The sequence below is a fragment of the Spirosoma gilvum genome, assembly GCF_054776815.1.
Genome location: NZ_BAAHBH010000003.1, coordinates 325,878 through 348,704, shown reverse-complemented (window position 1 = coordinate 348,704; position 22,827 = coordinate 325,878). Strand labels below are relative to the sequence as shown.

Here is a 22,827-nt window from a genome sequence, read left to right as displayed (position 1 = left end):
TCTGACGGCTACCGGGTGCTCATTTTGTCAGGTCTAACTCCATAAAAAATAAAGGGCGTCCGGGTAATTCGGGCGTAGGTGGCAACTCACACAAATACGAAAAGCCCAGCTTATCGAGCGCTGCCAATCGGGAGAGTTGAGGTTGTGCCAGAATCACATCGACCCCTTTGTCGATGGCCATCGTCAACCGGACATTATCCAGTACTTTAGCCAGACCGCGCCCCCGAAACTGTGGATCAACTACTAATCGATTGATCGACACCAGCGATCTATTTTCGTAACGGGAACAGTACTCCGCAGGCAGTAACGACGCGTAGGGAACATTGTCCAGCGAATTGTGAAAGCTCATCCGGGCCGAGGCTACTATTTTGTTATTCAGCGTAACAATCCAGTGGTGGGCTTCATGATCCAGCGCATCAATCCAGATACGCTGAGAAAAAAATATAGGATCGATACCGGGTTCACTAGACCATGCCCGAATTCGAAGTGCACCGATTTCAGCTATCCGATTCGGAAAGGCAACTTCGGTAAGAATATATGACTCATCCAGCATTATTTTTTTCTGGGGGGGACTGAAGACGGATATATTCATGGTTGGGTTTTTCGGTTATTGAGGTTAGCTAGCGGAATAATGGACAATGGATAATGATAAATGGATAATGAATAATTCCAACGCATCAACCTCACTATCATATAGTTAACATAGCACATTCTTCATTCTTCATTATGCATTATCCATTATGCATTATTCATTTACTTCGTATTTAGTGTATAGTACAACCCGATTGACAGTAATCGACGCTCTTGTGGGAACCTCGACACATAGGTCGTATTATCAGCTTCACGGATACCCGGTACGAAATATTCTTTATTGAGTGCGTTGTTGGCCGACAGTTGAATCGACAGGCCATTGATTACGTTTTGGTAGGTCAGATTGGCGTTTACCAGCAGATAAGGATCGAAGCGATCAATGGGGTTATTGCTTCCTGCGGTACCAACTCCCGACTTGCGGGCACTTACGTAATTGCCTGACACATAAAGGGCCAGCTTCTTGGTTATCTCATAATTCCCCCCGGCGTTGACCATGTAGTCAGCAATGTCGCTAAGCCGTTCGTTGTCGCTCAGGTCGATTGGGTTCGTATAGGTGAAGTTCCACCACGCATTGAATCGGCTGGCCTTATAGCTACCCTCGCCCTGAATACCCCAAATCTGGCGACTGCCTACCCCCTGAAACTGTTGCGTATTGCCACCTGTTTCGAGCGATACCACGACTGTACCCACGGCATTGCTGTAGCGGGCCATGTAACCTACTACCGACATGGCCAGGGCTTTATTGAATTGATAGTGTGCGCTGAACTCCAGATTCTTTACCCGTTCGGGCTGAAGCGTAGGATTGGATAAGCTACGGGTAACCGTCGTTGCGTATTTCTGCAGGAACGAAGCATCTTTGAACGCAGTAGCATAGATACCTTTAAAAATCCATTTCCCCTCATTATAAATAGCCGCCAAGCGAGGATTTGCTACGGTACCATACCCCCCATACGTTCGAATCTTATCATTGTCGATCCGCCCCCCGGCCACAATCCGCAGATTGGTATAGGGCCGATACGTAGCTTGTGAATAAATGCTGAAATCGAACGTCTGAAAGTTGTTCCCACCCAGTACCGAGCCAGAGGCTGTACTGATCACCCCTGTCTCATCGGCCTGGGGTTTCGACGATGTGATGTAATTGCCCTGAATCAAACCACTCCGGAACTCAATTCCGCTGTTCACCTCCAGATTCGGTGCAGGCGTCCAGAAAAGCCGCAATTCGTTTCGTAACTGATTCGAGATTCGATAATTATACGTTGTGGTTGCCCTCGACATCGAATCTTTGGCTAATTCAAGTAGCCCAAGTTTATTATTATAGTACCCATTGTAGGTTACGAGGTTTGTGTTCCCATCTATTTTATGGAGCAGAAACGACGTAATGTTCATCAACTGAAACTTATCGCTGATGTACTTATTATAGGTAATCGAAAAAGCCATGTCGTTGGTAATCCAGCGCGGCCCGTTGCCCGAAGCAATCGATGACTTATTACCATACCAGGGCACTGCTCCTTCGTTGGTTTTCCAGTTGAGCAGCGAAATAGTCAGGTCTTTAAATTCCAGTTTAGCCCGAACCAGCCAATTCACCGATCCATCGCTAAACCCAACCGGCGATCCATTAAGCTTATTGCCAAACAGGTTATTATCCAGCGTAGCGGCTCGTTGGGCGCCTGCCGGTGTTAACTGAAGTGCTGAAGCGGCTCCACTGGGTGCGTAACTGACATTGTACAGGCTGCTATTGGGGAACAGCGTTGTCAGTCTTGTTTTGTTGATGTACTGCTGTGCCAGGTAATTTCCGGATGCATCCGTTCCGCTTATATTGAGCTGATTGGTGTAATCGGCCGCCGTGCGAGCGTCAAAATTCCACTCAGGATATGTGCTCAAATTTAGTTCATCAGACCGAAAATACCGGGCCGTCAACGACACGGCCACATCGGGTGTTTTTGCGGTCAGTACCCCATCGAAATATTGGGTATTTAGCGAACCGGCTCGGGCCTGTCCAGTAAATCGGAGTTGCCGGGCTGGTCCCGTCAGGTTTCGAAAACTCTTGGTGATGATGTTAATAACCCCCATAAAAGCGTTTGCTCCGTACATGGTAGAAGCGGGTCCATAAATCACCTCAATCCGATCAATATCAGACAGCGCATACTGGCGCGAGATGGGAATATTACTCGATGCTAAATCGTTCTCTTCTACCCCGTCGATGAGCATGAGTGTCCGGTCGTTGGCGATGGAACGATAGCCACGCTGGTAGAAATAAGAATAGCCAGGCCCATTGCCTTTGATGATATCAAACCCAGGCAAATCGTGCAAAACCTGTTCGAGACTCTGATACCCCCGTTCGGCAAAGTCCTTGCTCGTCAACGCAATAACCGTAGCGGGTACGTATAAAATATTTTCAGCCTTTTTCGACACCGACGTTACCTGAACAATCTGTTCCTGCGAATCCCGAACCTGCTGAACCAACGCCTTATACCGGGGCGGGGCGCTAAAATCGGCTTCGTAACGCGGATTAAGCGATAGTAACTGATTAATAAATCGTGAACTCTGCTGGAGAGAGTCGATAGCCAGGTAGGTCATCGACAAAATTTTGAAGGCCTGTATACGCCCATTTTCACTAAAGCCTTTTTCGGCACAAGGCATCAGAATCGAGACCACATCGTCGAAATTTCCGGTGGCGTATTTCTTCTCAGCTTCCGGAATCGCAACCAGCTCATCACAGTTCACCTGAGCCCGTGCGGAAAACCACATCAGCCCCAGAAATACCATAAAAATTAGACGATATTGATGCGCGTGAATCATGATAAAGACTTCTAAAGATCAAGTTCTTCGTTGATGAATAAGCGAATGGTTAAGGTTTAAAAGGTTCGTAGGGAATATCCTTGCCGATGTATTTAGTCCACTCGTCAAGGGTTAGGGACCGTTTTACTTTGCGGCTTAACTCGGCGTATAGATCATCGGTATCGACATTTCGAATCCGAACGGTTTTATCGGCTCCACAAGCGGCCAGCCGTCGGCCATCACTGGTAAAGCGGATCGCCATCACCCAGGAGTCGAAATCGTTGATCACAATGGGTTGAAGCTGGGGTGAAAGCGCACTATAATCCCAGATATGGATCGACCAATCCGAGCTACAGGTAGCCAGCAGTTTTCCATTGGGTGTAAAAGCAATATCGTTTACGGTCGATTGGTGCCGACCCGACAACTGGGTACCGCTCGTTTCAGGCTCTCCTCCGCTCAGTTTCCAGCTATACACCAACCCTGCGGCATTCCCCGTAACCAGTCGGCTTCCATCGGGACTAAACGCGAGCGCCGTAACCCGATTCCCAAACTCAGCCCGACTGATCACTTCCGGCTTCTGCTTCAGATCGGCCATCGCAAACCGCACAATCTGCCCATTGCGGGAGCCGCAGTACAAGTATTTCCCGTCGGGTGTCAGTCGAGAACTATAGAATGGGAAATTCACCTGTACATGCTGAAGCGAATCGATACCTGTGGCCGTTGAACGCCAGGTTCGTATAGCTCCACTGCCGGTTACAGAAACCAGATTGCTACTGCCCGGAATAAGCTGTAACGACAGAACAGGATTTTTATGAGCTTTCACCTGAAAGGGCAAATCAGCCTGACTGACATTCCAGCGATAAAGCATACCTTTTTCACTAGCTCCAATCAGTTGTTTACCGTCGTTGACAAACAATATGGCTCGTATGCCATCAGGTTCTCTGGTCGGTATTCCCAAGGATCGAACAGTCTGAGATGGGTTATCATATGGCCATAGTTTTACCGTTCCATCATCGCTTCCCGATGCCACTAAATCTTCCTGTAAGGCAATCGATCGAACAATGTCGGTATGCCGACGCATAGCATTCTGGACATTCGTTGCTTTCGAAAGCGCATTAAAAATGTCAGGGTTATCCGATTGCCCTCCGTTTTTCAGATTTAACCGGTAGGCTTCCAACGCCAGCAAGGCATGCAAGTCGTCCTGGCCATTATCTGTCATTTGAAACGACTGAATGGCCAGGGTCCGGGCAACGGCTTTTCCGCGCTGCTGCTCGGCATATTTCTGCGCTACCTCGGCGGCATGTTTCTGCGTTTCGGCAACGGTCTGAGCAGCCTGGGCCAGATTCTTTTGTATTTCGGCATTTTTCTGAGCCCCTTCAGCCACAGTTCGTTGCTGCTCGGCGTTCTTCTGGGCAGCAACGGCCAGCCGTTGCTGCTCTTCAGCATTATGCTGGGCATCTACCGCAATAATCCGCTGATCGTCGGCATTCTTTTTTTCGCGCAGGGCAATCAAACGCTGCTCGTCGGTCAGTCGCTTTTGCTGTTCAGCGATAATTTCCTGCTGCTCTGCAATTTTCTTTTGCGTAATGGCTTCACGCGTCTGTTCTTCGGCCCGACTACTCTGAATCAAGGCCTGTTTTTTCTCATTGAGGGCTTCAGTAGCACTTTGTTGCGCCTGCGTGCGCAACACAGCCGATATGAGCAGAAACAACAGCGAAACGCCCGCACTGGCCCCTAGAAACAACGCGAAAAAACGAGTCCGACGAAGTTCGTTACGCTGGCGATCTTCCTTGTTCTGGATCTCAAATTCGTATTGATTCCGGCTGTATTCCAGAAAATTAATCGCCCGTTCCAGGTAAGGATCATAGCGGTTGGCCCAAGCCTGTGTAGGTCGATGATCGGCCAGCCATTTCAACCCAATCTGCAACTCAGGATTTACCCATAGCCCTGTTTTGCCCTCATGGTATAAGGTAGCGGACGTACTGAGCTGTCGATAAAACTTCGCCGATTCTACCTCTTCATTCATCCAGCCTTCCAGCCGCTCCCAAAGGTGCAGAATGCGCTCGTGCGAGATGTCGACAATCAGATCCGGGCTAGCCTGGATCGATGTTGGCGGTGTTAAGAACGCGACCTCGGGGTCACGAAACTTGTTTAATACATCAATGAGCAGGTAAAGAGGCACTCCCGACAGCTCGCTGAACGTTTTGACGGGAGCGGGCATGATGACGCCTTCATTCCCCTCGTTGAGTACCAGCAAAGCCTTAAACAGTCGCTCGGTAGCCCGCTGGCTTTTCTCATCGGGCAGGCTCTGGAATACCTCTTCGGCATGGATCGTGATTGCCTTGCTCATGCCACCGATAGCCCGATAATCATTCATACCAATCGGTATGCTCATTTTTCGGTTCTGTTGCCAGTGGTTCCAGGTCCGCATCAGGGCATGCTGCAAAATGGGAAGCTGGTCCGTTCGGGCACCGAGGTCATCCAGCAATTGCACGGTCAAGTCTTCCGAGATGGAAGCGCCCATCACATTGATCGGTGTGACAATAGCCTGCCGGATTTCCTCCCGGTTCATTTTGGGGAGCAGGTAAGAGCCATGATTAATGGCTTCTGTCAAGCCCTCGTAGTCGGTACACTTGTCCAGGTAATCGGAGCGCATGGTTAGCACCGCATAGACCGGGTAGGTTTGCCAGCGCGTCAGTTCCAGCAGCAGATTAATAAACTGGGTTACCTGTTCGGGCTTATTTTCCAGTTGCTGATACCTGAATAGCTCCTCAAACTGATCGATGATGAACAACAGGTTCGCCCCCTGGCACCAGGTCATGAGCTCCTGCGGATTATTGACCAGTAGCGTTTCGACCGATTCGACCGAAAACCGACTGGCAAACATCCGGTTGCGCTCACTGAGTGTCTGGTGTAAAGCGCGGGCGACGTTAAGGATTGGCGTAGCCTCTGGATTAAAATAGCTGATGAGCCATTCTTCGGCATCAGGTAGTGTTTTGTTCACCAGCAGGGGCACAAGTCCAGCCTTTACCAGCGACGATTTACCACTACCTGATGAGCCAATAATAGCCAGAAAACGAGAATCAGCCAGTTTTCCCTTAAGTTCCCGAATCTGATTGTCGCGGCCGAAGAACAAATACGCATCCTCGCGCTCGAAACTTCTCAAGCCCGGAAAAGGATTTGTGTAATTGACTTTGTTGTACGCGTCAACCATAATATCTCCGTTGGTAGCTTCCAAACCTTACTTCGGTTCCACCTTCATTGTGAAAACATTCCGGTTTCGTTGGTTACCCCATTCATATTGGTAGGTATCAACCGCTTTAATGGCCAGGTGTATACCCATCCCGCCAATTGGTCGTTCTTCGAGCGGTTTCGACAAGAATTCGTCTGTCAACTTGTCGCGCTGTAATGGATCAAATTGCGGGGCCTCGTCCTCCAGAATAACCGTCAGATGCCCATCGGCCTGTTCAGTCAGGAGATCAATGGGGCCAGTCATACCATTTTCTTCGTAGCCGTGTACAATAATGTTGGTCGCTATTTCATCAATCGCCAACATGAGATTGTACGCGGCTTTTTTGGATAAACCAGCCTGTTCTGCATTTTCTTTGACAACCTGCCGAATGCCATCAAGTGAATCGAGTGTCCCTGGAAATAGTGTACGCTCCATGCGGTTATCCTTAAGAAGTTATACCAATCTCAAAAACTTATATGACCGAGCCAGACAGGCCCGACGTTATAAGTAGTGATCCACAATATTGACGCTATGCTGAAGACCCGTTTTTTCAAGGGTGTCAACCACCGACTCAGCGGGTTTTACGATGTAGATATTCAGGTGCGAGCCAATTTTTTGTTTGGCAAAAATCAGCACCCGCAGGCCCGCCGATGAGATGAATGTGAGGTTTTCGACCAGCAGGACCAGATCGTCGAGGGGCGAGGCAGCCAGCCGTTCAACTTCTTTCTGAAACTCCCGTGCCGAGAGCGAATCAATTTCACCAACCAGGGTAATCTTTCCAATTTTTTTGGCTTCTGCCAGTATGTTGAAACTCATGATGATACTACGTTTTGAAAGTGAAAAAAGGGATAGGGTTTTACTTACCAATCAGGATAACCACACTGCGTCCGCCAACCAGGAAGCTCGATTGGTTGCCCAGCAGGTCTTCCTTTCCATTCTCATAAATGTCGCCGGGGGCAGGCATATCGGTATTCACAAAGAGGTACCACTTCTTCTCGGACGGTAGTTGTGGCAATTCAAAATGAAGGCCTTTCCAGTACATATTCATGGCTACATACACCATGTCGTCTTTTACGATACCCTGCTTGGCATGGCTGCCATCGAGCATAAACGCAAACGCCCGACTCGATGCCGAGTGATCGGCACTCCAGGCATGTGTTCCATGAAAACTGACATCGGGGAAACCACTCTTCATTGAATCCCAGAACTGGAAGTGTACCGGACTACGCAACACAGGGTGCATCCGCCGGAAGTGGATAATATGCCGCGAAAAATTATAGATGTCGGCATTGGTATCCAGTTGCGTCCAGTTGAACCAGTTCAGATCGTTATCCTGACAATAGGTGTTGTTGTTTCCTTTTTGAGTTCGTCCTACTTCATCGCCCATCAAAAGCATGGGTATGCCCTGGCTCACCATCAGAATAGCCAATGCATTCTTGATCTGCTTGTGCCGCAGGAAATTAATAGCCGGATCGTCGGTTGGACCTTCCCAGCCGCAGTTCCACGAATTATTGTCGTTAGCGCCGTCGTTGTTGTCCTCGCCATTGGCTTCGTTATGCTTCTGGTTGTAGGAAAACATATCATACAGTGTAAATCCATCATGGCAGGTCACGAAGTTGATGCTGGCCGATGGACCACGCTGACTGTACAGATCTGGAGAACCCAGCACCCGCTGCATCATGCCACCTACTTCGCCAGGATCGCTTTTCAGGAATTTACGCACGCTATCGCGGTACTTACCGTTCCATTCGGCCCAACGCCCATAGGCCGGGAATGAGCCTACCTGGTACAATCCACCGGCATCCCAGGCTTCGGCAATGAGCTTACACTTGGCCAGTACCGGATCGTGGGCCAATGATTCCAGCAGCGGTGGGTTGCTCAGTGGGCTTCCGTCTGGCGAACGACCCAGAATAGCGGCCAAATCGAAGCGGAAACCATCGATATGGTATTCGGCAGCCCAGTAGCGCAGGCAATCGAGTACCATATTCCGAACAACGGGGTTGTTACAGTTCAGCGTGTTGCCCGTACCTGAGAAGTTGAAATAATACCCTTCGGGCGTGAGCATGTAGTACGTTTTGTTGTCGATACCCCGGAACGAAATCGTAGGTCCACGCTGATCGCCTTCGGCCGTGTGGTTGAACACCACATCGAGCATAACCTCTATACCGTTTTTGTGCAGGTCTTTGATGAGGGTTTTCAGCTCATCGACCTGCATCCCAAACTTTCCGGTAGCGGCATAGGCGGCTTTGGGCGAGAAAAAGTTGACCGTACTATACCCCCAATAGTTTACAAGAGGCTCACCCGTTACGGGGCTAGGACGGCTGTTTTCCCACTCATCAAACTCGTAAATAGGCAGCAACTCAATACAGTTAATTCCCAGTTCTTTCAGGTAAGGAATTTTTGCCCGAATAGCACTGAACGTACCAGGGTTTTTCACCCCCGAGGACTCATGCTGGGTGAACCCCCGCACGTGCATTTCATAAATGATAAGATCTTCGATGGGTGTTTCGAGCGGATGGTCGTGCTCCCAGTCGAAATCCTCAAAAGCCAATCTCGAACGGTACTGATATACGTTATTCCAGTCAGGCTTGCTCAACCAGGTGTCGCGCCCACCAATCACCTTGGCATACGGGTCACTCAGGATAACCGATTTATTGAACCGCCAACCCACAGCCGGATTATACGGTCCATCCATCCGATAACCGTATTCAAGCCGTTCGTAGTCCAGGTCAAACACCGTCATGCAATACACATTGCCAATCCGAAATTCATCGGGAAACGGTATTTCGGCGTACGGCTTCTCGGCTCCGCGCTCAAACAACACGAGCGTACAGTCGGTAGCGGCACTGGAATAAATGCTGAAGTTTACACCACCTGCTACCATCGTTGCGCCAAAGGGCAACGCATGCCCTCGCCGAAACTTAATACCATCGTGTTCGTGTGTCGGGTAATAATCAATACGAGAGTCGAGCATAGCAGTTAGGCAGCTTTAAGGGTGGCAATACCTTCTTCGAGTGTGGCCGCCGTCAGGAAGAATGACAGGAATCCTGTATTGGCCATAATGTCCAGAATTTCTTCGGAGGTGCCTACCAGCACAACCTTACCGTTTTTGGCTTTCACTTGGCGATAAATCATCAGGAGCACCCGCAAACCGGCACTGGACAAAAAATCTACATTGGTCAGATCAAGGAGTACTTCACTTTGTCCCTGAATAGCTGTCAGAGCCATTCGCTCAAACTCGGGAGCGGTTTTGCTGTCGATACTGCCGGTGGCCTCAAGGATAGTAATGGACTCAACCGTACTAGACGTTACATTCATGCCTAGGGAAATTAAAATAAGTGGTTAGCAGAATAATAAGCGCGTGAAACCGCAACATACTTTCCAAGCATCCGATCAGGACTCCTACGGTACTAACTCGTTGTAAATCCTGATCGGAATGATTGTATCAGATGTCTTTTTAAAAACCTATACCCTTCTGTTCGGACAGTCAGGGGTTTCTAAAAAGCATCGGCTATTAAACCGGCGACAATAAAACCTTCACCCGAACCTGCTTGTCGGTATCGGGAAGTTTCACGGTCAGAGCCTCGGCGTCGAAATCACTGTAAGGAGCGTCGTCGATGTAACATTCGCTGATGACAACACTACCTTTGGGCAGAATATCAGGCGACACATACAGCGTATTGTTCTTGAACGAATCTGGATATGGCTTGAAATAGAAATAGGTAGGTTGCTTGGTAATCAGCAGGTTGGTATATACTGCCGACAGGTAGCAAAGCTCTGTGCTGTGGTAGGCGCTCATGGAGTGGCTACCTTTCAAGCGCTCAGTACCCATCAGATAAGGCATCCCGTTGGCAAACACGTTGAAGTACACCCCACCATCATCGGTATCGAGGAAGAACGCGTTGTAGAACGATGCCGCTTCACGGGCCTGCTTTTCGTATTCTTTGTCGTCGAGCAGACCGTGCAGAATCATGTAGGCCAGAATAGCCTGTTCCTGCTGCCACCAGGCTTTACGGTCGTGCCATACAAACTGGTGCCGCTTGTAGCCAGGCTTTATGACCCGTTCGACCACGTCGTACCAACCACCCCGCTGCTGGTCGGAGCCAGCTTCGGGCATGATCTCGGCAATTTTCTTGGCGAAATCGAGGTATTCCTGCTTCGGCCGCAGCGACTGCATGCGCATCAGGTTCCAGGCAATTTTGAGGTTGTGCCCGACAACCGCCCGGTTTTGCTGCCAGCCCCAGGTCTGGTCTTTGCTCCAGTCTTCCATGAATTTCTCCTGCACGAAGGGGCTGTTTTCGTAATCAGGGAAATATTTGGTGATGGTATCGAAGGTGTATTCCAGGAAATCGGCGTACTTTTCTTCGCCCGTGGCCAGATACAGGTTAATCAGGTAAGCCGGCGCATGGTCGCCCACCGAGTTCCAGTTTTTGCGGGCACGGTTATGCTCCAGGCTGGCATCGCGGGGATCGAGCCCGATGGGATCGATGTGCGAGAAATACCCGCCCTGTTCGTTGTCTTTGAAATAGGTTTCGAATAGGTCGATGGTTTTTTCGATGTCGAACATGATCTTTTTGTCGCCCGTAATCCGGTAGGTCTGGGTAGGCCCTGCCAGCGCGTAGATCTGTTCATACATCGGGATGGAATAATAATCATCGCCGAATTCGGAGGTCAGCAATTTGGTTTCTTTGGCTCCATCTACTTTTACACCGTGGTACCAGTAAACCAGGTTCGCATCCTGATCGAAAAACCGCATGTGCTCGCGGAGGTATTCGGTTCCTTTTTCGGCCCCTTCCAGGAATGCATCGTTACCAGTAAGCATATAAGCCGACGCAAAGCCATAAACCATCCGGGAAATGGTATCGGTTTCCTGCAGGTAGTCGCCTTTTTTGGCACCGGCCAGGTGCAGCATGGTCCGATAGTTGGCGTAATCGATCGGCTCTTCGGGGTGGTTAAACTGCCATTTCAGGTAGCTCGAAGCGATCGACGAAATCTGATTAATCCACCAGTCCTGGTTTTCGTGGCGGTACTGCAATGGCTGCTGACCTGGGAATACCATCCACTGTACTTCGAAGATTGGCTCCACTTGATCTTCACTAGGATAGAAAGATCCATACGCGTGTACATACTGGCCCTTCTGCGACAGCATTTCAAACATTAGGCCCGTAGCATCCTGATAGGGTTCGTTCAGATTCCGGACGGAACGAGCATACGTAGAGGTGATCAGGTATAATTTAAACAGACGGCCATCTGACGTGGTGAGCGTAAATGCTTTTTCAGTCGGGAAAAATTCGGTAATGTACCCCGAAATGGTATCCGAAAATGAAAAATTAATACGCATGCTGGGGCCAACGGTAGGCAGTCCTTTATCGCCAGTGGCTACGTTTTGTGTATCAGTTTCCATGAATGCTGTTTTTGGTTATAAGGTTAAAATCATACTTGAAAAGAGGAAGGACACAATCCCTATTCGTCTGTATAGCCCTGGCTTATTTCTACGATGTTGCCATCAGGATCTTTGATCCAGACCGTTTTCCAGCCGGAAATGAACGCACTAAAATCCAGCGGCCCGAGCGTAATTTGAGCGGCACTACCCATCTGCTCAAGCACCTGATCGACGTCGTCGACCTGAAACGCCAGGTGTCGTATACCACTGTAGTGAGGGCCATCGTTCGTAGCTGCCGGGAAACCTGGATGCTCAGCGTCGGCCTGGAATAACTCCAGATAGACAGACTGATCATTTTTCAGAAAAACGATTTCGGCCCCCTCTCCCAACGGAATGGTACGAGCCCGGCGAAAACCAAAATGATCGTGATAAAACTGCTCCGTCAGGGCAGGATCAGCACAGGAAAGCGCTATGTGCGAAAAAACCATCGGTTGGCCAGTTAAGGTGTGGATAGAAGCTCAATAATCTTTTTAGCAAACAAATGGGCATGGCCTCCCGAACGTCCTGTCACCAGATCGCCATCGACCACCACGTCTTCGTTGGTATAGATCGCGCCATAGGCTTTGGCATCACCAATCAGGTTGTTATGGCAAACCAACGGACGACCTTTCACCAGTTCAGTAGCAGGAGCGGTAAGCCATAAGCCATGACAGATAATTCCTTTCAGAATGGACTTTTCGGCAAACACCCGTTTCAGGAACTCCGTGGCGGGTGGAATTTTTGTCACATCCTCGGTATACCGAAGGCGGTCCGATACCATACCCGAAGGGACAATGATGGCCGAATAGCTTCGCAGCTCTTCGTCGCTCATGTTTTCGAAACTCTCCCAGCATTCCATGGGCACTTTGTATTCGTGCCCGTGAAAGGTGATTCGCTCCTGTCCCCACAGCCGGGTCAGGAAGTGCAGATCTGCCCCTTCTTCCGGAAAGCGGTACTTATAGTAAAAGATTTCGTTTTCGTAGTAGTCGCTTTCCAGAAGGATCCCGATCTTCTTGCCACTTAGTTTCATGGTGATCGTTTTAATAAGTCAGTACGTAAACCGATTAGGCAGAAAGGGCCTCTACGAGCTGCTTCCCAAAAGCAATTGATGATTCAACCGACAGCGCTGTCACGAATGGGTGATCGTAGGCAACCTGAGGCTTTTCGCGATTGGCCGTTGGGTCAGAATATACCTTGCCCATTGGTCCAACAGCATCTTCCACGATCACCTGCAATGGGAATACAAAACCCTGGGTTACCAGGTTAGTCCCTGCATTTTCGTCCGTAGTACGGACCAGCGGATAGTCCATTAATCCAGTGAAATCCCATTCGCGGGGGTGCGCAACAACCTGCTTACCGTAAATAATTGACCGGTGCAGCGTGTCGGAATCGCGGGCCCAAACGAAAGCGCCAACTGCATAGCAGAGCGCACCCAGCAGTTTCTCCTGCTTATACGCGTCTACGCAAAGCTGGTGTACGTAGGGGTTTCCAACAATATCGAGTGGCGAACCCGGACCACCGACCAATACCAGCGCGTCGTAGCCATCCATTTTGGCATCTTCCACTTTGATTGGCGAATCCCATTCACCCGAATCCAGAATTTCGTTGATACGATCCACTACTTCGGGCGGATTCACATTGTAGTTCTGCATGGGATCAATAAAATCTTTATCCATGCTGAGTTTAAGCGGTAGCGGAGTGATTCCTTTGGGAGTTGCCAGGGTTACGTCAAAGCCAGCTTGTTTGAGGGCGTCCCAGGGTGCTTGCAGTTCTTCGCCCCACAATCCTATGTTCGAAGCTAGTATTAAGACTTTCTTGCTCATGGTATGCAAAAAATTAATGAGTTTACGGAATTGATTAAAAATGAGAAACTAGTGGTAATGAGAACCCTTATGCGTTATTGGTATTGTAGAGCGAAAAGGCCGCTAAATCCAGCATATCGACTACTTTATAATCGGGGTATTTTTCCATGATCCGACGTTTGAGTTCGGCTCCATCGGCAGCGGTTTCAAAGACCGACTTGCAGAAAGAAAGCGTGTCGATCAGGGTATCGCAAACGCCTGAGTCGGCGGGTAGGCCGTGACCGGGCAAAATGGTATCATACCCTTTCGCCTTGACGCCTTCCAACGTCTTGATCCAGTTATCGAAACAGGTCTCTCCCGTGATATAGCTCCGGTCGCCGATGTAGGGATAAACCCCGTTGTAAACCAGATCCTGCGCGATAAGGACATTTAGCTGAGGCAGTTCTACCATCAGTGAAATGGTCGACTCTGTCCCTGTGTTTTTGTGGTAGACGATCTCCAGGCCATCCACCGTTTCCGACTCGACCAATAAGGGTTGTGCTGCGAGCACATTGCTGGTCACCGCGTCGCCAAAGGCTGGTTTTTTGCTATAGAGCACCATCTGGCCGTAATTCTGAATTTCATAGACGATTTCCGGAAGGGTGCATATCGGGACATCAGCAAAGGACTCCCACCCAGCCCAGTGGTCGGGATGGAAGTGGCTGATAAGAACCTTATTGATCGGTTTGCCAAGGCTGTTCGCGTAGTCTCTAACGGCCTGAGCCTGTTCTTTCAACAACTGAACATCAACGATCATCAACGCGGAGGGCGTTTCAACAATCTGGGAGCAAACCATCTCGGCCGATTCGGGGCTGAGGTAGCTATGAATAGTGTACGGTCCTTTCTCGACTTTGGTAATGGTGGCAGAATTAGTAAGGCTTGGGTTCATGGCAACAGGCGTTGTAGATGATTGGTCTTGCGTTACGATTACTTGATACCCGAATAATGGCGGAATATTTTCCCATCCTTCATGTATAAGGCATCGTACACTTTTGCCGGGCCATTGGTGGTATTGATGGTAGCTTCCAGAAAAATGCTGTCGTCAGTAATGGCCAGCTTTTCAGTGGAAATAAAGCCCCGGTAGATGTAGTCGATGTAGTCGCTTAGCTGCTTTTTAAGAGCATCTTTTCCCGTTACGAAGATAGGCTCATCAGCTACCAGCAAAATCATCTGTGCGTCGTCGTGGTAATCGTGCTCGACCAGTTCGTTCGCGTCTTTGTTGGCCAGTAATGCCAGGTGGTTTTCGTAAAATGCGTTATTGTCCATTATCGATTAAAAAAGAGGAAGGAATAAGTCAGAAAATAGGTTGGTCAGGAAATGGCTTATTTTACTTGTTCGGCCAGGCTTGTCAGGGCCCGATTGACAACGACATTAGCCAGATGTCGTTGATACCCTTCAGGAACTCGGGTATCCAGAATCGGCAGTTTTGCCTGCTTTAACTGCTCAACGACACGAGCTATTAAATTGGGCGTTAATACGTTGCCTTTCAGGGCTTCTTCTATACTTTCTAACCGTAAGGGCTGCTCGGTGAATCCGGCCAGAACCAACCGAGCCTGATCGATTATGCGTCCCGATTGCGTTATGCTTACAGCAATTCCATGATTGGCCGGCCGACCCGAGAGCTGTTTGAGCGATAGGTATAAGCCCGTTTTTAAGCTTGCGTTGGGAATGACAATCCCCGTCAGTAAACCACCCTGAGGGAGCATGACCCGGCTGCCATTCTGACTAAAATAGTGGATCGGGAGCCGGATGTCCTGGTCACGGGTCAACACAACAGCGGTAGCATCCAATGCCATCAGGGCTGCCAATACCGACGCATGATCAGGTCCGCCGTAGTTCAGCGTGCTGCCAAGGGCACTATGGTGCCGCAGATGCGGATCCGAAATAGTCGATAGTGCCTGAGCCAGTATAGGGTACTGATTAAGTGCCGGATGCTTCAGTAGATCGTTGTATGAAACCGACGTGCCCAGCCGAAGTTCATTGTTCTCGACGTTAATGGTAGCCAGTCCTGGAATTTTACGTAAACTGACCAATGTATGAAGCGCAGGTGTTCCTTTTTTAAGGCCATTTATCAACGATTGGTCAGCTGTAAGAACCTGATGACCTTCACGGCCAATCAGGTCCAACGCTTCCTTTAGCGATTCGGGCGCTTTGTAGGTAAGTTGAATTCCGATCATGGCATTACTATACGGTTAAGGGTTGTTTCTCGTGGAGTATTGTCCAGAGTTTTTCAGGGGTTACGGGCATATCAATATGCTTGATCTCAAATTCAGCCAATGCATCGCAAATGGCGTTGACGATGGCTGGTGCTACGGGCGGATTGCTTACGTCGCCAGCTCCTTTAGCTCCAATCGGGTTGGATGGCGATGGCGTTTCGGTACGATAGAGCTCGATGGATGGTAACCAGCTGGCCCGGGGAATGATGTACGAATCAAGGTCGGTTGTCAGGACCAGACCTGTTTCTGGATCATACTGCGCTTCTTCCGACAGCGCCTGACCGATCCCCAAGGTGATATTACCGTACGTCTGCCCATCGACAACACCCGGATTAACCACGACACCAAAATCATTGGCGGCTATGTATTTCTTAAGATCGACCTGGTACGTCTCCTGATCAATCTCTACAATAGCGATGTGCGTACCGAATGGGAAATTGAAGTTTTTGGGTTCGAAATAGGCCGTAGCTTCAAGACCGGGGTCCATCCCTTCAGGCAGATCCCAGCCAAACCAGAGCATAAGGGCAACCTGCTGGAGCGTCATGACCGCCTGGTCGGGCGCCGGAATGCCAATCACTTTACCCTCTTTGTACTCAATCAGATCAATCGGCATTTTGAACAGATAAGCGGCATACTCACGCGCTTTCTGGATGATTTTCTGACAGCCTTTCTTAACCGCGGCCCCTTCCACACTGAGCGACCGGCTGCCGTAGCTCGCCTGACCGTAATAGATCGGGTTGGAGGTATCCGAATGCTTCAGGCTGATATAATCGACCGGAATCTGTAATTCCTGAGCGGCTACCTGCAAAAACGTTGTATCCTGCGACTGCCCGTGCGGCTGAGCGCCCGTTGTGATGGCAACCTCTCCCGATGGTGCTACGTGAATATACGAACTACCCCAGGTACCACTCAACAGCCCTTCTCCGCCCATTTTGGCCGAGTTGCCTACGCCCGCTACCGCCACATAGGAGCCAATACCCAACCCGAGCCATTTTCCACGCAGACTCGCTTCGGCTTTCATGCTGGCCAGATTGGCATAGTCTGCTTTTTCCAGCGCCAGATTCAACAGGTTTTCGTAGTTACCCGAGTCGTAGGTCCAGCCAAGGCCGTTATCGAACGGAAACTGATCGGGCTGCACCATATTGATTCGACGAACTTCGGCAGGGTCCATCTTCAGTTCACGGGCAAACATTTCGATCATGCGCTCGATAAAGAAGATAGCTTCTGCCCGGCCCGAGCCGCGCATGGGCGCAGTCGGTACCTTGTTAGTATACACGACATCAACTTCGTAGCTGGCATGCGGAATCACATACGCCCCCGGAATGCTTCTGCCAATCAGGGGTAGCGGCTGGCCCGGTGCATTGATTACCGGATAAGCCCCGACATTACTAAACGCCCGGCAACGCAGGGCGGTGATTTTTCCATCCCGCGTACCGGCAATTGTTCCGTACTGCACCTGATCGCGGGATTGGGCCGTGTTACGCGAGAAGCCTTCCCGCGTATCGACCCACTTTACGGGTCGGCCGACCTGTTTAGCCATCCAGAGTACCAGTGGCGTGTCGGGGTACAAATTGCCTTTGCAACCGTTGCTCTCCCCGATGGCTGGCACAATCACACGCAGGCTATTGTACGGAATGCCCAATACGTAGAGCGATATGAGCAGGCGGTGCGGAAACGGAATCTGTGTATTGGTCCAGAGCGTATACTGGTTGGTATGCGTATCGAAGTTGCCCAATACACCCCGAACCTCCAGCGTGTTGTGCATCATCCGCTGGTTATAGATCCGCTGCTCCACCACAACTTCAGCCTCCGCTATGGCCTGTTCGACAGCCGCTTTGTCGCCAAAAACGGTCGTCAGCATCCGGTTGTTAGGAACTGATTCGTGGAGTTGAGGGGCGCCCTCTTTCAGTGCTTCTTCGGGATCAAGTACGACCGGAAGCGGTTCGTAATCGACTTTGATTTTGGCCAGTGCATCATAGGCTTGCTGACGCGTTTCGGCCACCACAGCCGCTAGCTGATCGCCCGCGAAGCGAACTTTATCGGTCGCAAAAACGCGGTGCGAACCCGGCACAATGCCCGATGGGTGCGACAGGAAGTGGCTTTCGGTATAGGGTGGAACCCAGATAACGGGCATGGGCATTACCTGCTCGGTATCTTTGGCCGTAAACACCCGAATCACGCCCGGCATCGCTTCCGCTTCCGAGGTATCAATCGATTTGATAATAGCGTGTGCGTGCGGGCTTTGCAGGATAGCCGCGTGCGCCATGTTGGGCATATCCATGTCGGCGATAAACTTCGCATCGCCGGTCAGGAATGCTTCCGTTTTCCGGGTTTTGAGCGATTCGCCCACCCCCTGGCCAGCCGGTGCCTGTCCATTGCTGTATTGGTTTGATAAGCGTTTGGCGGCTTCTTTTACCGCTTTCACGACCTGCTCATAACCCGTTTCGCGTGCGAGATTCCCCTGAAGCCATTGCTTAATTTCATCATCGCTGGGATCAGGATTATTCTGAAGCAATTCAACCACCGACATGATAGTGCCCGGTGTAGAAAAGCCATTTTGGACGGCAAAATTTTCCCAGAAAGCCGTCTGAACGGGGTGTAGTCCGGTGTCGGAGGCCAGACCCTCGATCGTCGTAATGGCACAACCTTCAGCCTCAACAGCCAGCATTTGGCAACTCTTGGTCGTTTTGCCATCCACTAATACCGTACAGGCACCGCAACTACCCGACCCGCAGCCCCATTTGGTTCCGGTCAGGTTGGCATAGTCGCGTAAAAAATCAATCAATAATAGGCGAGGTTCAACCTCTTGTTGGTGGGTTTTCTGATTGATAAGGAGTTCCAGCTTCATAGGGCTAAGGGAGGATAATCTTTACTGGGCTAGGCTAAAGAACCGTCGGGGTGTTGCACCATACCGGCAAAATGAATCGCAATACGTCCATCGCGAAGCACCCAGCTGTCGGCAAACCGCATGTGGCTTTCGCCATCGGCTGTTTTCATGGTGATCTGCTCCGTAATCATGAGCGTTTCGGGGTCTTCGGTTTCTGCCCAGAATACGATATCGGTTTCCAGCCCATCGATTCCCAGAATTCCCTGCATATGCTCCCGAATCTCATCACGCCCTTTGTAAATGATGGGCTGTTTGGTGAAGCTGCTAATCAGCAACGCGTCGTCGGTATATTGGTCAAGCAGCGCTTCAATGTTTTTGTCCAGAATAAACTGGATATGCGCTCTATACATCTCACCAAGTTTGGTGCTGGGTACGTTTGTCATGGTGGTGAATGGGTTATAACGTGGCCGATCCTTCGTGGTATTTCAGTTCGTCGACCGTGTAGGTCGTCACGACTATTTTGTCGGACTTAGCAGCAACTTCCCAAGTCTGATAGGCATCCAGCTTAATCCGTTTGCTGTTGGCATCAGGAGCATTCCAGACACTGGCCTCCCATTGCACCACAACCTTCACCGTAGCTGTGTCGCCATTGATGGTCGACTCTACCGATTTGACATTATGTACCTCATCAAAGAAAATGCGAATCACGCGCTGATACCAGCCTTCAAAACCGGCATGTCCGTAGACGGTTGCTTCGGGAAAAATCATCTTTAGCTCAGCGTCGGCCAGATAGGGCAGAATTTCTACCATCGGGACGTGGATGTCGAGCATGTGGTACCAGTCTTTGGCTAGTTTGGTAATCGACTCATTCGTTAACATGATGATTTTCAGAAAGATGAATAAAAAAGAGGAAGATAGTTTTATTGCGCACAGTTGGTTTTAACCCAATCTGCATGGTGATTCCCTTCCAGTACTAAGTCAATTAGGAAAGGCTTATCGTCGGCCATCATTCGCTCGATGGCTGGCCCAATTTCTTCGGGCTTTTCTACCCGTACGGCATCGACGCCCATTGATTGCGCCAGTAGATCGAATCGAATAGCCGGATAGGACAGATCGAACGAGAGCGGGTAGTTATGCATATCGATGTTCCGTTCTTTCCAATACACGTCGATATTCAGCTGGAGCAGTTTGTACGAACCGTTGTTGCAGACCACAAACTTGGCTCCTGCATTATGCCGGACGGCCGACCACAAAGCCTGAATCGTATACATGCTACCGCCATCGCCCGAGAAGCCGATGACCGTTTTGTCGGGATTGGCCAGCTTAGCCCCTATTGCGCCTGGAAAACCAACGCCTAATGACCCACCCCGTGTTATAAAATAAGAGCCTGGTAAGCGAGGGGGAATGGCCTGTTGTACGGCACCAGAGCTAGTCAGTGCCTCATCGAAAATGACCACATCTTTCGGTACTTTCTGCGCTAATACCTCCGCAAAATGAGCCATTTTGAGTGGTTTACCGTCGACCGGAGCTTCGGGAGCTTTGGCATTACGAGCAGCCTGAGCTTCGCGAGCCGCTTGCATTCGACTTTCGGCAGCCGCTTTCTGTTCAGGAGTCTGTAGTTTTTCGAGGGCTACTGCCAACGCGGTCAGCGATAGTTTAGGATCACTGACTACGCCCAGATCAACACGGTGGTTTTTCGCAATTTCGTAGGCGTTCAAATCGAAATGAATCACCTTGGCTTCTGGCTTATAGATGTCGTCCAGATGCGGAAAAACCTCTGGAACCATATACGTACCCACAACCAGGTTAGCGTCACTCTGGCTGGTCAATGGATAGCTATAATCGCCAAACATATGGCCTGTTGTACCCTTATACAGCGGATGCGAATTATCCATGAAGATGTCGCCAAACTCAACGCCATATACATCGGCACCAAGCAGTTCGGCTACCTTTTCCAGTTCACTGTTCGCACCTGAATAGGCAACGCCATCGCCCGCAAAAATTCTTGGTAGTTCGGCAGCCAGCAGCCATTGAGCCGCTTCATCAATTTGCTCAGGAGCAGGCGCTACGCGTGTCGAAGGAATGTTCGTCGGAAAAACGGGCTCATCATTCAGGGCATCCAGTACATCCATGGGCAAACAGATATAGACGGGTCCCATGGGTGGCGTAGCGGCTATTTTAATAGCGCGACGGAGCGTACGGAGCACCGACTTGGGCGACAGCACCATGGTCGAATACTTCGTTACGGGCTCCATCATAGCCACCAGGTCGTTTGCCATCTGGGAATCCATATTCATATACTGGAGTCCGGCATCGGAACCGATCACCACCAACGGAGCATGTCCGCGTTTGGCCTGATACAAGGCCCCTACGCCATTGCCAATACCTGGCGAACTATGAAGTTGCACAATAGTAGGCTTCTGTGTAGCCCGTGCATAGCCATCAGCGACCATAACGGCTACTGACTCCTGAAGCGTGAGAATGTACTTCATCTCGGGATACTCCGCCACAGCGTCCAGGAAACCCTGTTCTACCGTGCCGGGATTACCGAACATGTAGTTCATGCCATCGGCCAGAAACTGCTCAATTATTTTCTGATTCCCAGTTTTACCAGCCATATCGCTTTAAGCCATTATCCAACACATTGACGAACTGATCCCCAAACTCCAGCGAGCATTGCAGCGAACGGGCCGTAATGAACGGATAATCAACAATAACCGATGTTTCTTTTCCGAAATTGCCGTGGTACTGCCCTTCTGGCCCTACGGCATCGCTCAGGATGTATTCGAGTACATACGGTGGGGGTCCCATGTTCAAATCGGTATTCAGGAAACCCGTACCGTCGTGGTAATCGTACTCGATGCAGTGGCCAGTTACGTGTTTACCCCGAATAATGGACCTACGTTCGTTGAAATCGCGGGCAAAAACCAGAGGAGCCACCCCGTAGCAGATAGCACCGATTGGCATGTCTTTCTTGTAGAATGCCAGGATAATATCGTGAACCCGCTGGTTATTCACCATATCGATGATGGGGCCACTTCCGCCCACCAGCAACAGGGCCGCATAGTCGTTGGTGAGATCTTCCTGGGCCAGTTTCAGATCGCTATAGTATTTCTCAAAAGCGCGCAGGAAGTTGGGTGTCGAAAAGTAAGGGCGCTCAGGAACTACCTCCGACATGTTCCGGCGGGTTTCCAATCGATTAGTTGCCTCAAAGGCTTTGACCATTTCAGCCGCTTCAGGCGTTGTCACACACACACCCAGTGGCGGATCTACGTAGGTGGTATCGTAGCTGGGAGGAAGCGCTTCGGCCTTTTTACCAGTGGGCGTCATAAATTCGACGGTGTACCCCGCTGCTTCTAGTTTACTTAAAGGGCCAACGAGCTCGATACCCCAGTAGCCATACTCAGATAGAATGGCCAGAATTTTTTTGGACATGACAGAGAGAGTCGTTTTGGAAAAGAGGGAAAAGCACGCAAAAACAGACCAACTGATAATCAAACGATTAAACAGTCATATGAATCATCCAACCCTTAAGCTGGATAAGAATGCCACAAGCGATCAGGCTATGTCCTGAGAGAAGAATTACTAGTAGAAGAGAAAGCCATTTTGGTTGAGGAGAGGAATTAAGTTGATTGAATAGGTTCTTAATGCGAGCCTAATGTTAAAAGTAGCTCCTCTATTAAAAGACTGGGAAAAAAAGGCGTAAACAACGAGCTCGTAGGTGCAAACGACAACCTTTTGGGTGTCAAGTATAGAATTTAATGAATTCAACTTGAATTATTGGTACAGAACTCATAAAAAGTACCTAATACGACCAAAAAATTAACTTATTAATTGACAATCAACCACATATACCGCTTAGTAGCAAATAGGCTAACTACAGCCAGTAACCTCCACCTAACTATAAATTGATTGAAAAT

Annotated in this window: 19 protein-coding genes; all 19 read right to left on the bottom strand. The window is 49.9% G+C overall.

The genetic code is table 11. The features are described 5' to 3' along the window. Positions 1-19: 19 nt before the first annotated feature. Complete coding sequence (locus ACYVFD_RS09710) at positions 20-592, bottom strand: GNAT family N-acetyltransferase (RefSeq protein WP_461089738.1); 573 nt, start codon at positions 590-592, stop codon at positions 20-22. Positions 593-753: 161 nt separating this feature from the next. Beyond that, positions 754-3,390, bottom strand: a complete 2,637-nt coding sequence (locus tag ACYVFD_RS09705; RefSeq protein ID WP_461089736.1) for a TonB-dependent receptor plug domain-containing protein — start codon at positions 3,388-3,390, stop codon at positions 754-756. Between the two features lie 49 nt (positions 3,391-3,439). After that, a complete protein-coding gene (locus tag ACYVFD_RS09700) occupies positions 3,440-6,607 on the bottom strand; it encodes an nSTAND1 domain-containing NTPase (RefSeq protein ID WP_461089735.1) in 3,168 nt (1,055 codons plus the stop codon). Between the two features lie 3 nt (positions 6,608-6,610). Beyond that, positions 6,611-7,036, bottom strand: coding sequence for an ATP-binding protein (locus ACYVFD_RS09695; RefSeq protein WP_461089734.1), 426 nt, complete (start codon positions 7,034-7,036; stop codon positions 6,611-6,613). Positions 7,037-7,102: 66 nt separating this feature from the next. Next, positions 7,103-7,417, bottom strand: a complete 315-nt coding sequence (locus ACYVFD_RS09690; RefSeq protein WP_461089733.1) for an STAS domain-containing protein — start codon at positions 7,415-7,417, stop codon at positions 7,103-7,105. A gap of 40 nt (positions 7,418-7,457) precedes the next feature. Then, on the bottom strand, positions 7,458-9,575 hold the full coding sequence (gene glgX / locus ACYVFD_RS09685; RefSeq protein ID WP_461089732.1) for a glycogen debranching protein GlgX: 2,118 nt from the start codon (positions 9,573-9,575) through the stop codon (positions 7,458-7,460). 5 nt (positions 9,576-9,580) lie between these two features. Continuing rightward, positions 9,581-9,919 carry an anti-sigma factor antagonist gene (locus tag ACYVFD_RS09680; RefSeq protein ID WP_461089731.1) on the bottom strand — a complete coding sequence of 113 codons (339 nt, stop codon included), beginning with the start codon at positions 9,917-9,919 and terminating at the stop codon, positions 9,581-9,583. Positions 9,920-10,115: 196 nt separating this feature from the next. After that, positions 10,116-12,005, bottom strand: coding sequence for an AGE family epimerase/isomerase (locus ACYVFD_RS09675; RefSeq protein ID WP_461089730.1), 1,890 nt, complete (start codon positions 12,003-12,005; stop codon positions 10,116-10,118). A 59-nt stretch (positions 12,006-12,064) separates the two neighbouring features. After that, positions 12,065-12,472: a VOC family protein gene (locus ACYVFD_RS09670; protein ID WP_461089729.1), complete on the bottom strand. Its 408-nt coding sequence runs from the start codon at positions 12,470-12,472 to the stop codon at positions 12,065-12,067. Positions 12,473-12,483: 11 nt separating this feature from the next. Beyond that, on the bottom strand, positions 12,484-13,053 hold the full coding sequence (locus ACYVFD_RS09665) for a DJ-1/PfpI family protein (RefSeq protein ID WP_461089727.1): 570 nt from the start codon (positions 13,051-13,053) through the stop codon (positions 12,484-12,486). 34 nt (positions 13,054-13,087) lie between these two features. Beyond that, entirely contained in the window at positions 13,088-13,846 is a 759-nt protein-coding gene (locus tag ACYVFD_RS09660; RefSeq protein ID WP_461089726.1) for a DJ-1/PfpI family protein, read from the bottom strand. 67 nt (positions 13,847-13,913) lie between these two features. Then, positions 13,914-14,753 carry an MBL fold metallo-hydrolase gene (locus tag ACYVFD_RS09655; protein WP_461089725.1) on the bottom strand — a complete coding sequence of 280 codons (840 nt, stop codon included), beginning with the start codon at positions 14,751-14,753 and terminating at the stop codon, positions 13,914-13,916. A 38-nt stretch (positions 14,754-14,791) separates the two neighbouring features. Beyond that, positions 14,792-15,130: a hypothetical protein gene (locus ACYVFD_RS09650; protein ID WP_461089724.1), complete on the bottom strand. Its 339-nt coding sequence runs from the start codon at positions 15,128-15,130 to the stop codon at positions 14,792-14,794. A 56-nt stretch (positions 15,131-15,186) separates the two neighbouring features. Further along, complete coding sequence (locus ACYVFD_RS09645; RefSeq protein ID WP_461089723.1) at positions 15,187-16,041, bottom strand: FAD binding domain-containing protein; 855 nt, start codon at positions 16,039-16,041, stop codon at positions 15,187-15,189. A 7-nt stretch (positions 16,042-16,048) separates the two neighbouring features. After that, the gene (locus tag ACYVFD_RS09640) at positions 16,049-18,928 is read right to left on the bottom strand and encodes a molybdopterin-dependent oxidoreductase (RefSeq protein WP_461089722.1); all 2,880 of its coding nucleotides are present in this window, start codon (positions 18,926-18,928) and stop codon (positions 16,049-16,051) included. A 29-nt stretch (positions 18,929-18,957) separates the two neighbouring features. After that, on the bottom strand, positions 18,958-19,350 hold the full coding sequence (locus ACYVFD_RS09635) for a nuclear transport factor 2 family protein (protein WP_461089721.1): 393 nt from the start codon (positions 19,348-19,350) through the stop codon (positions 18,958-18,960). A 13-nt stretch (positions 19,351-19,363) separates the two neighbouring features. Further along, a complete protein-coding gene (locus tag ACYVFD_RS09630; RefSeq protein WP_461089720.1) occupies positions 19,364-19,786 on the bottom strand; it encodes a hypothetical protein in 423 nt (140 codons plus the stop codon). A 41-nt stretch (positions 19,787-19,827) separates the two neighbouring features. Beyond that, positions 19,828-21,525 carry a thiamine pyrophosphate-binding protein gene (locus ACYVFD_RS09625; protein ID WP_461089719.1) on the bottom strand — a complete coding sequence of 566 codons (1,698 nt, stop codon included), beginning with the start codon at positions 21,523-21,525 and terminating at the stop codon, positions 19,828-19,830. Continuing rightward, entirely contained in the window at positions 21,515-22,342 is an 828-nt protein-coding gene (locus ACYVFD_RS09620; RefSeq protein WP_461089718.1) for a type 1 glutamine amidotransferase domain-containing protein, read from the bottom strand. Before ACYVFD_RS09620 ends, ACYVFD_RS09625 begins: the two co-directional genes overlap by 11 nt. Positions 22,343-22,827 lie beyond the last annotated feature (485 nt).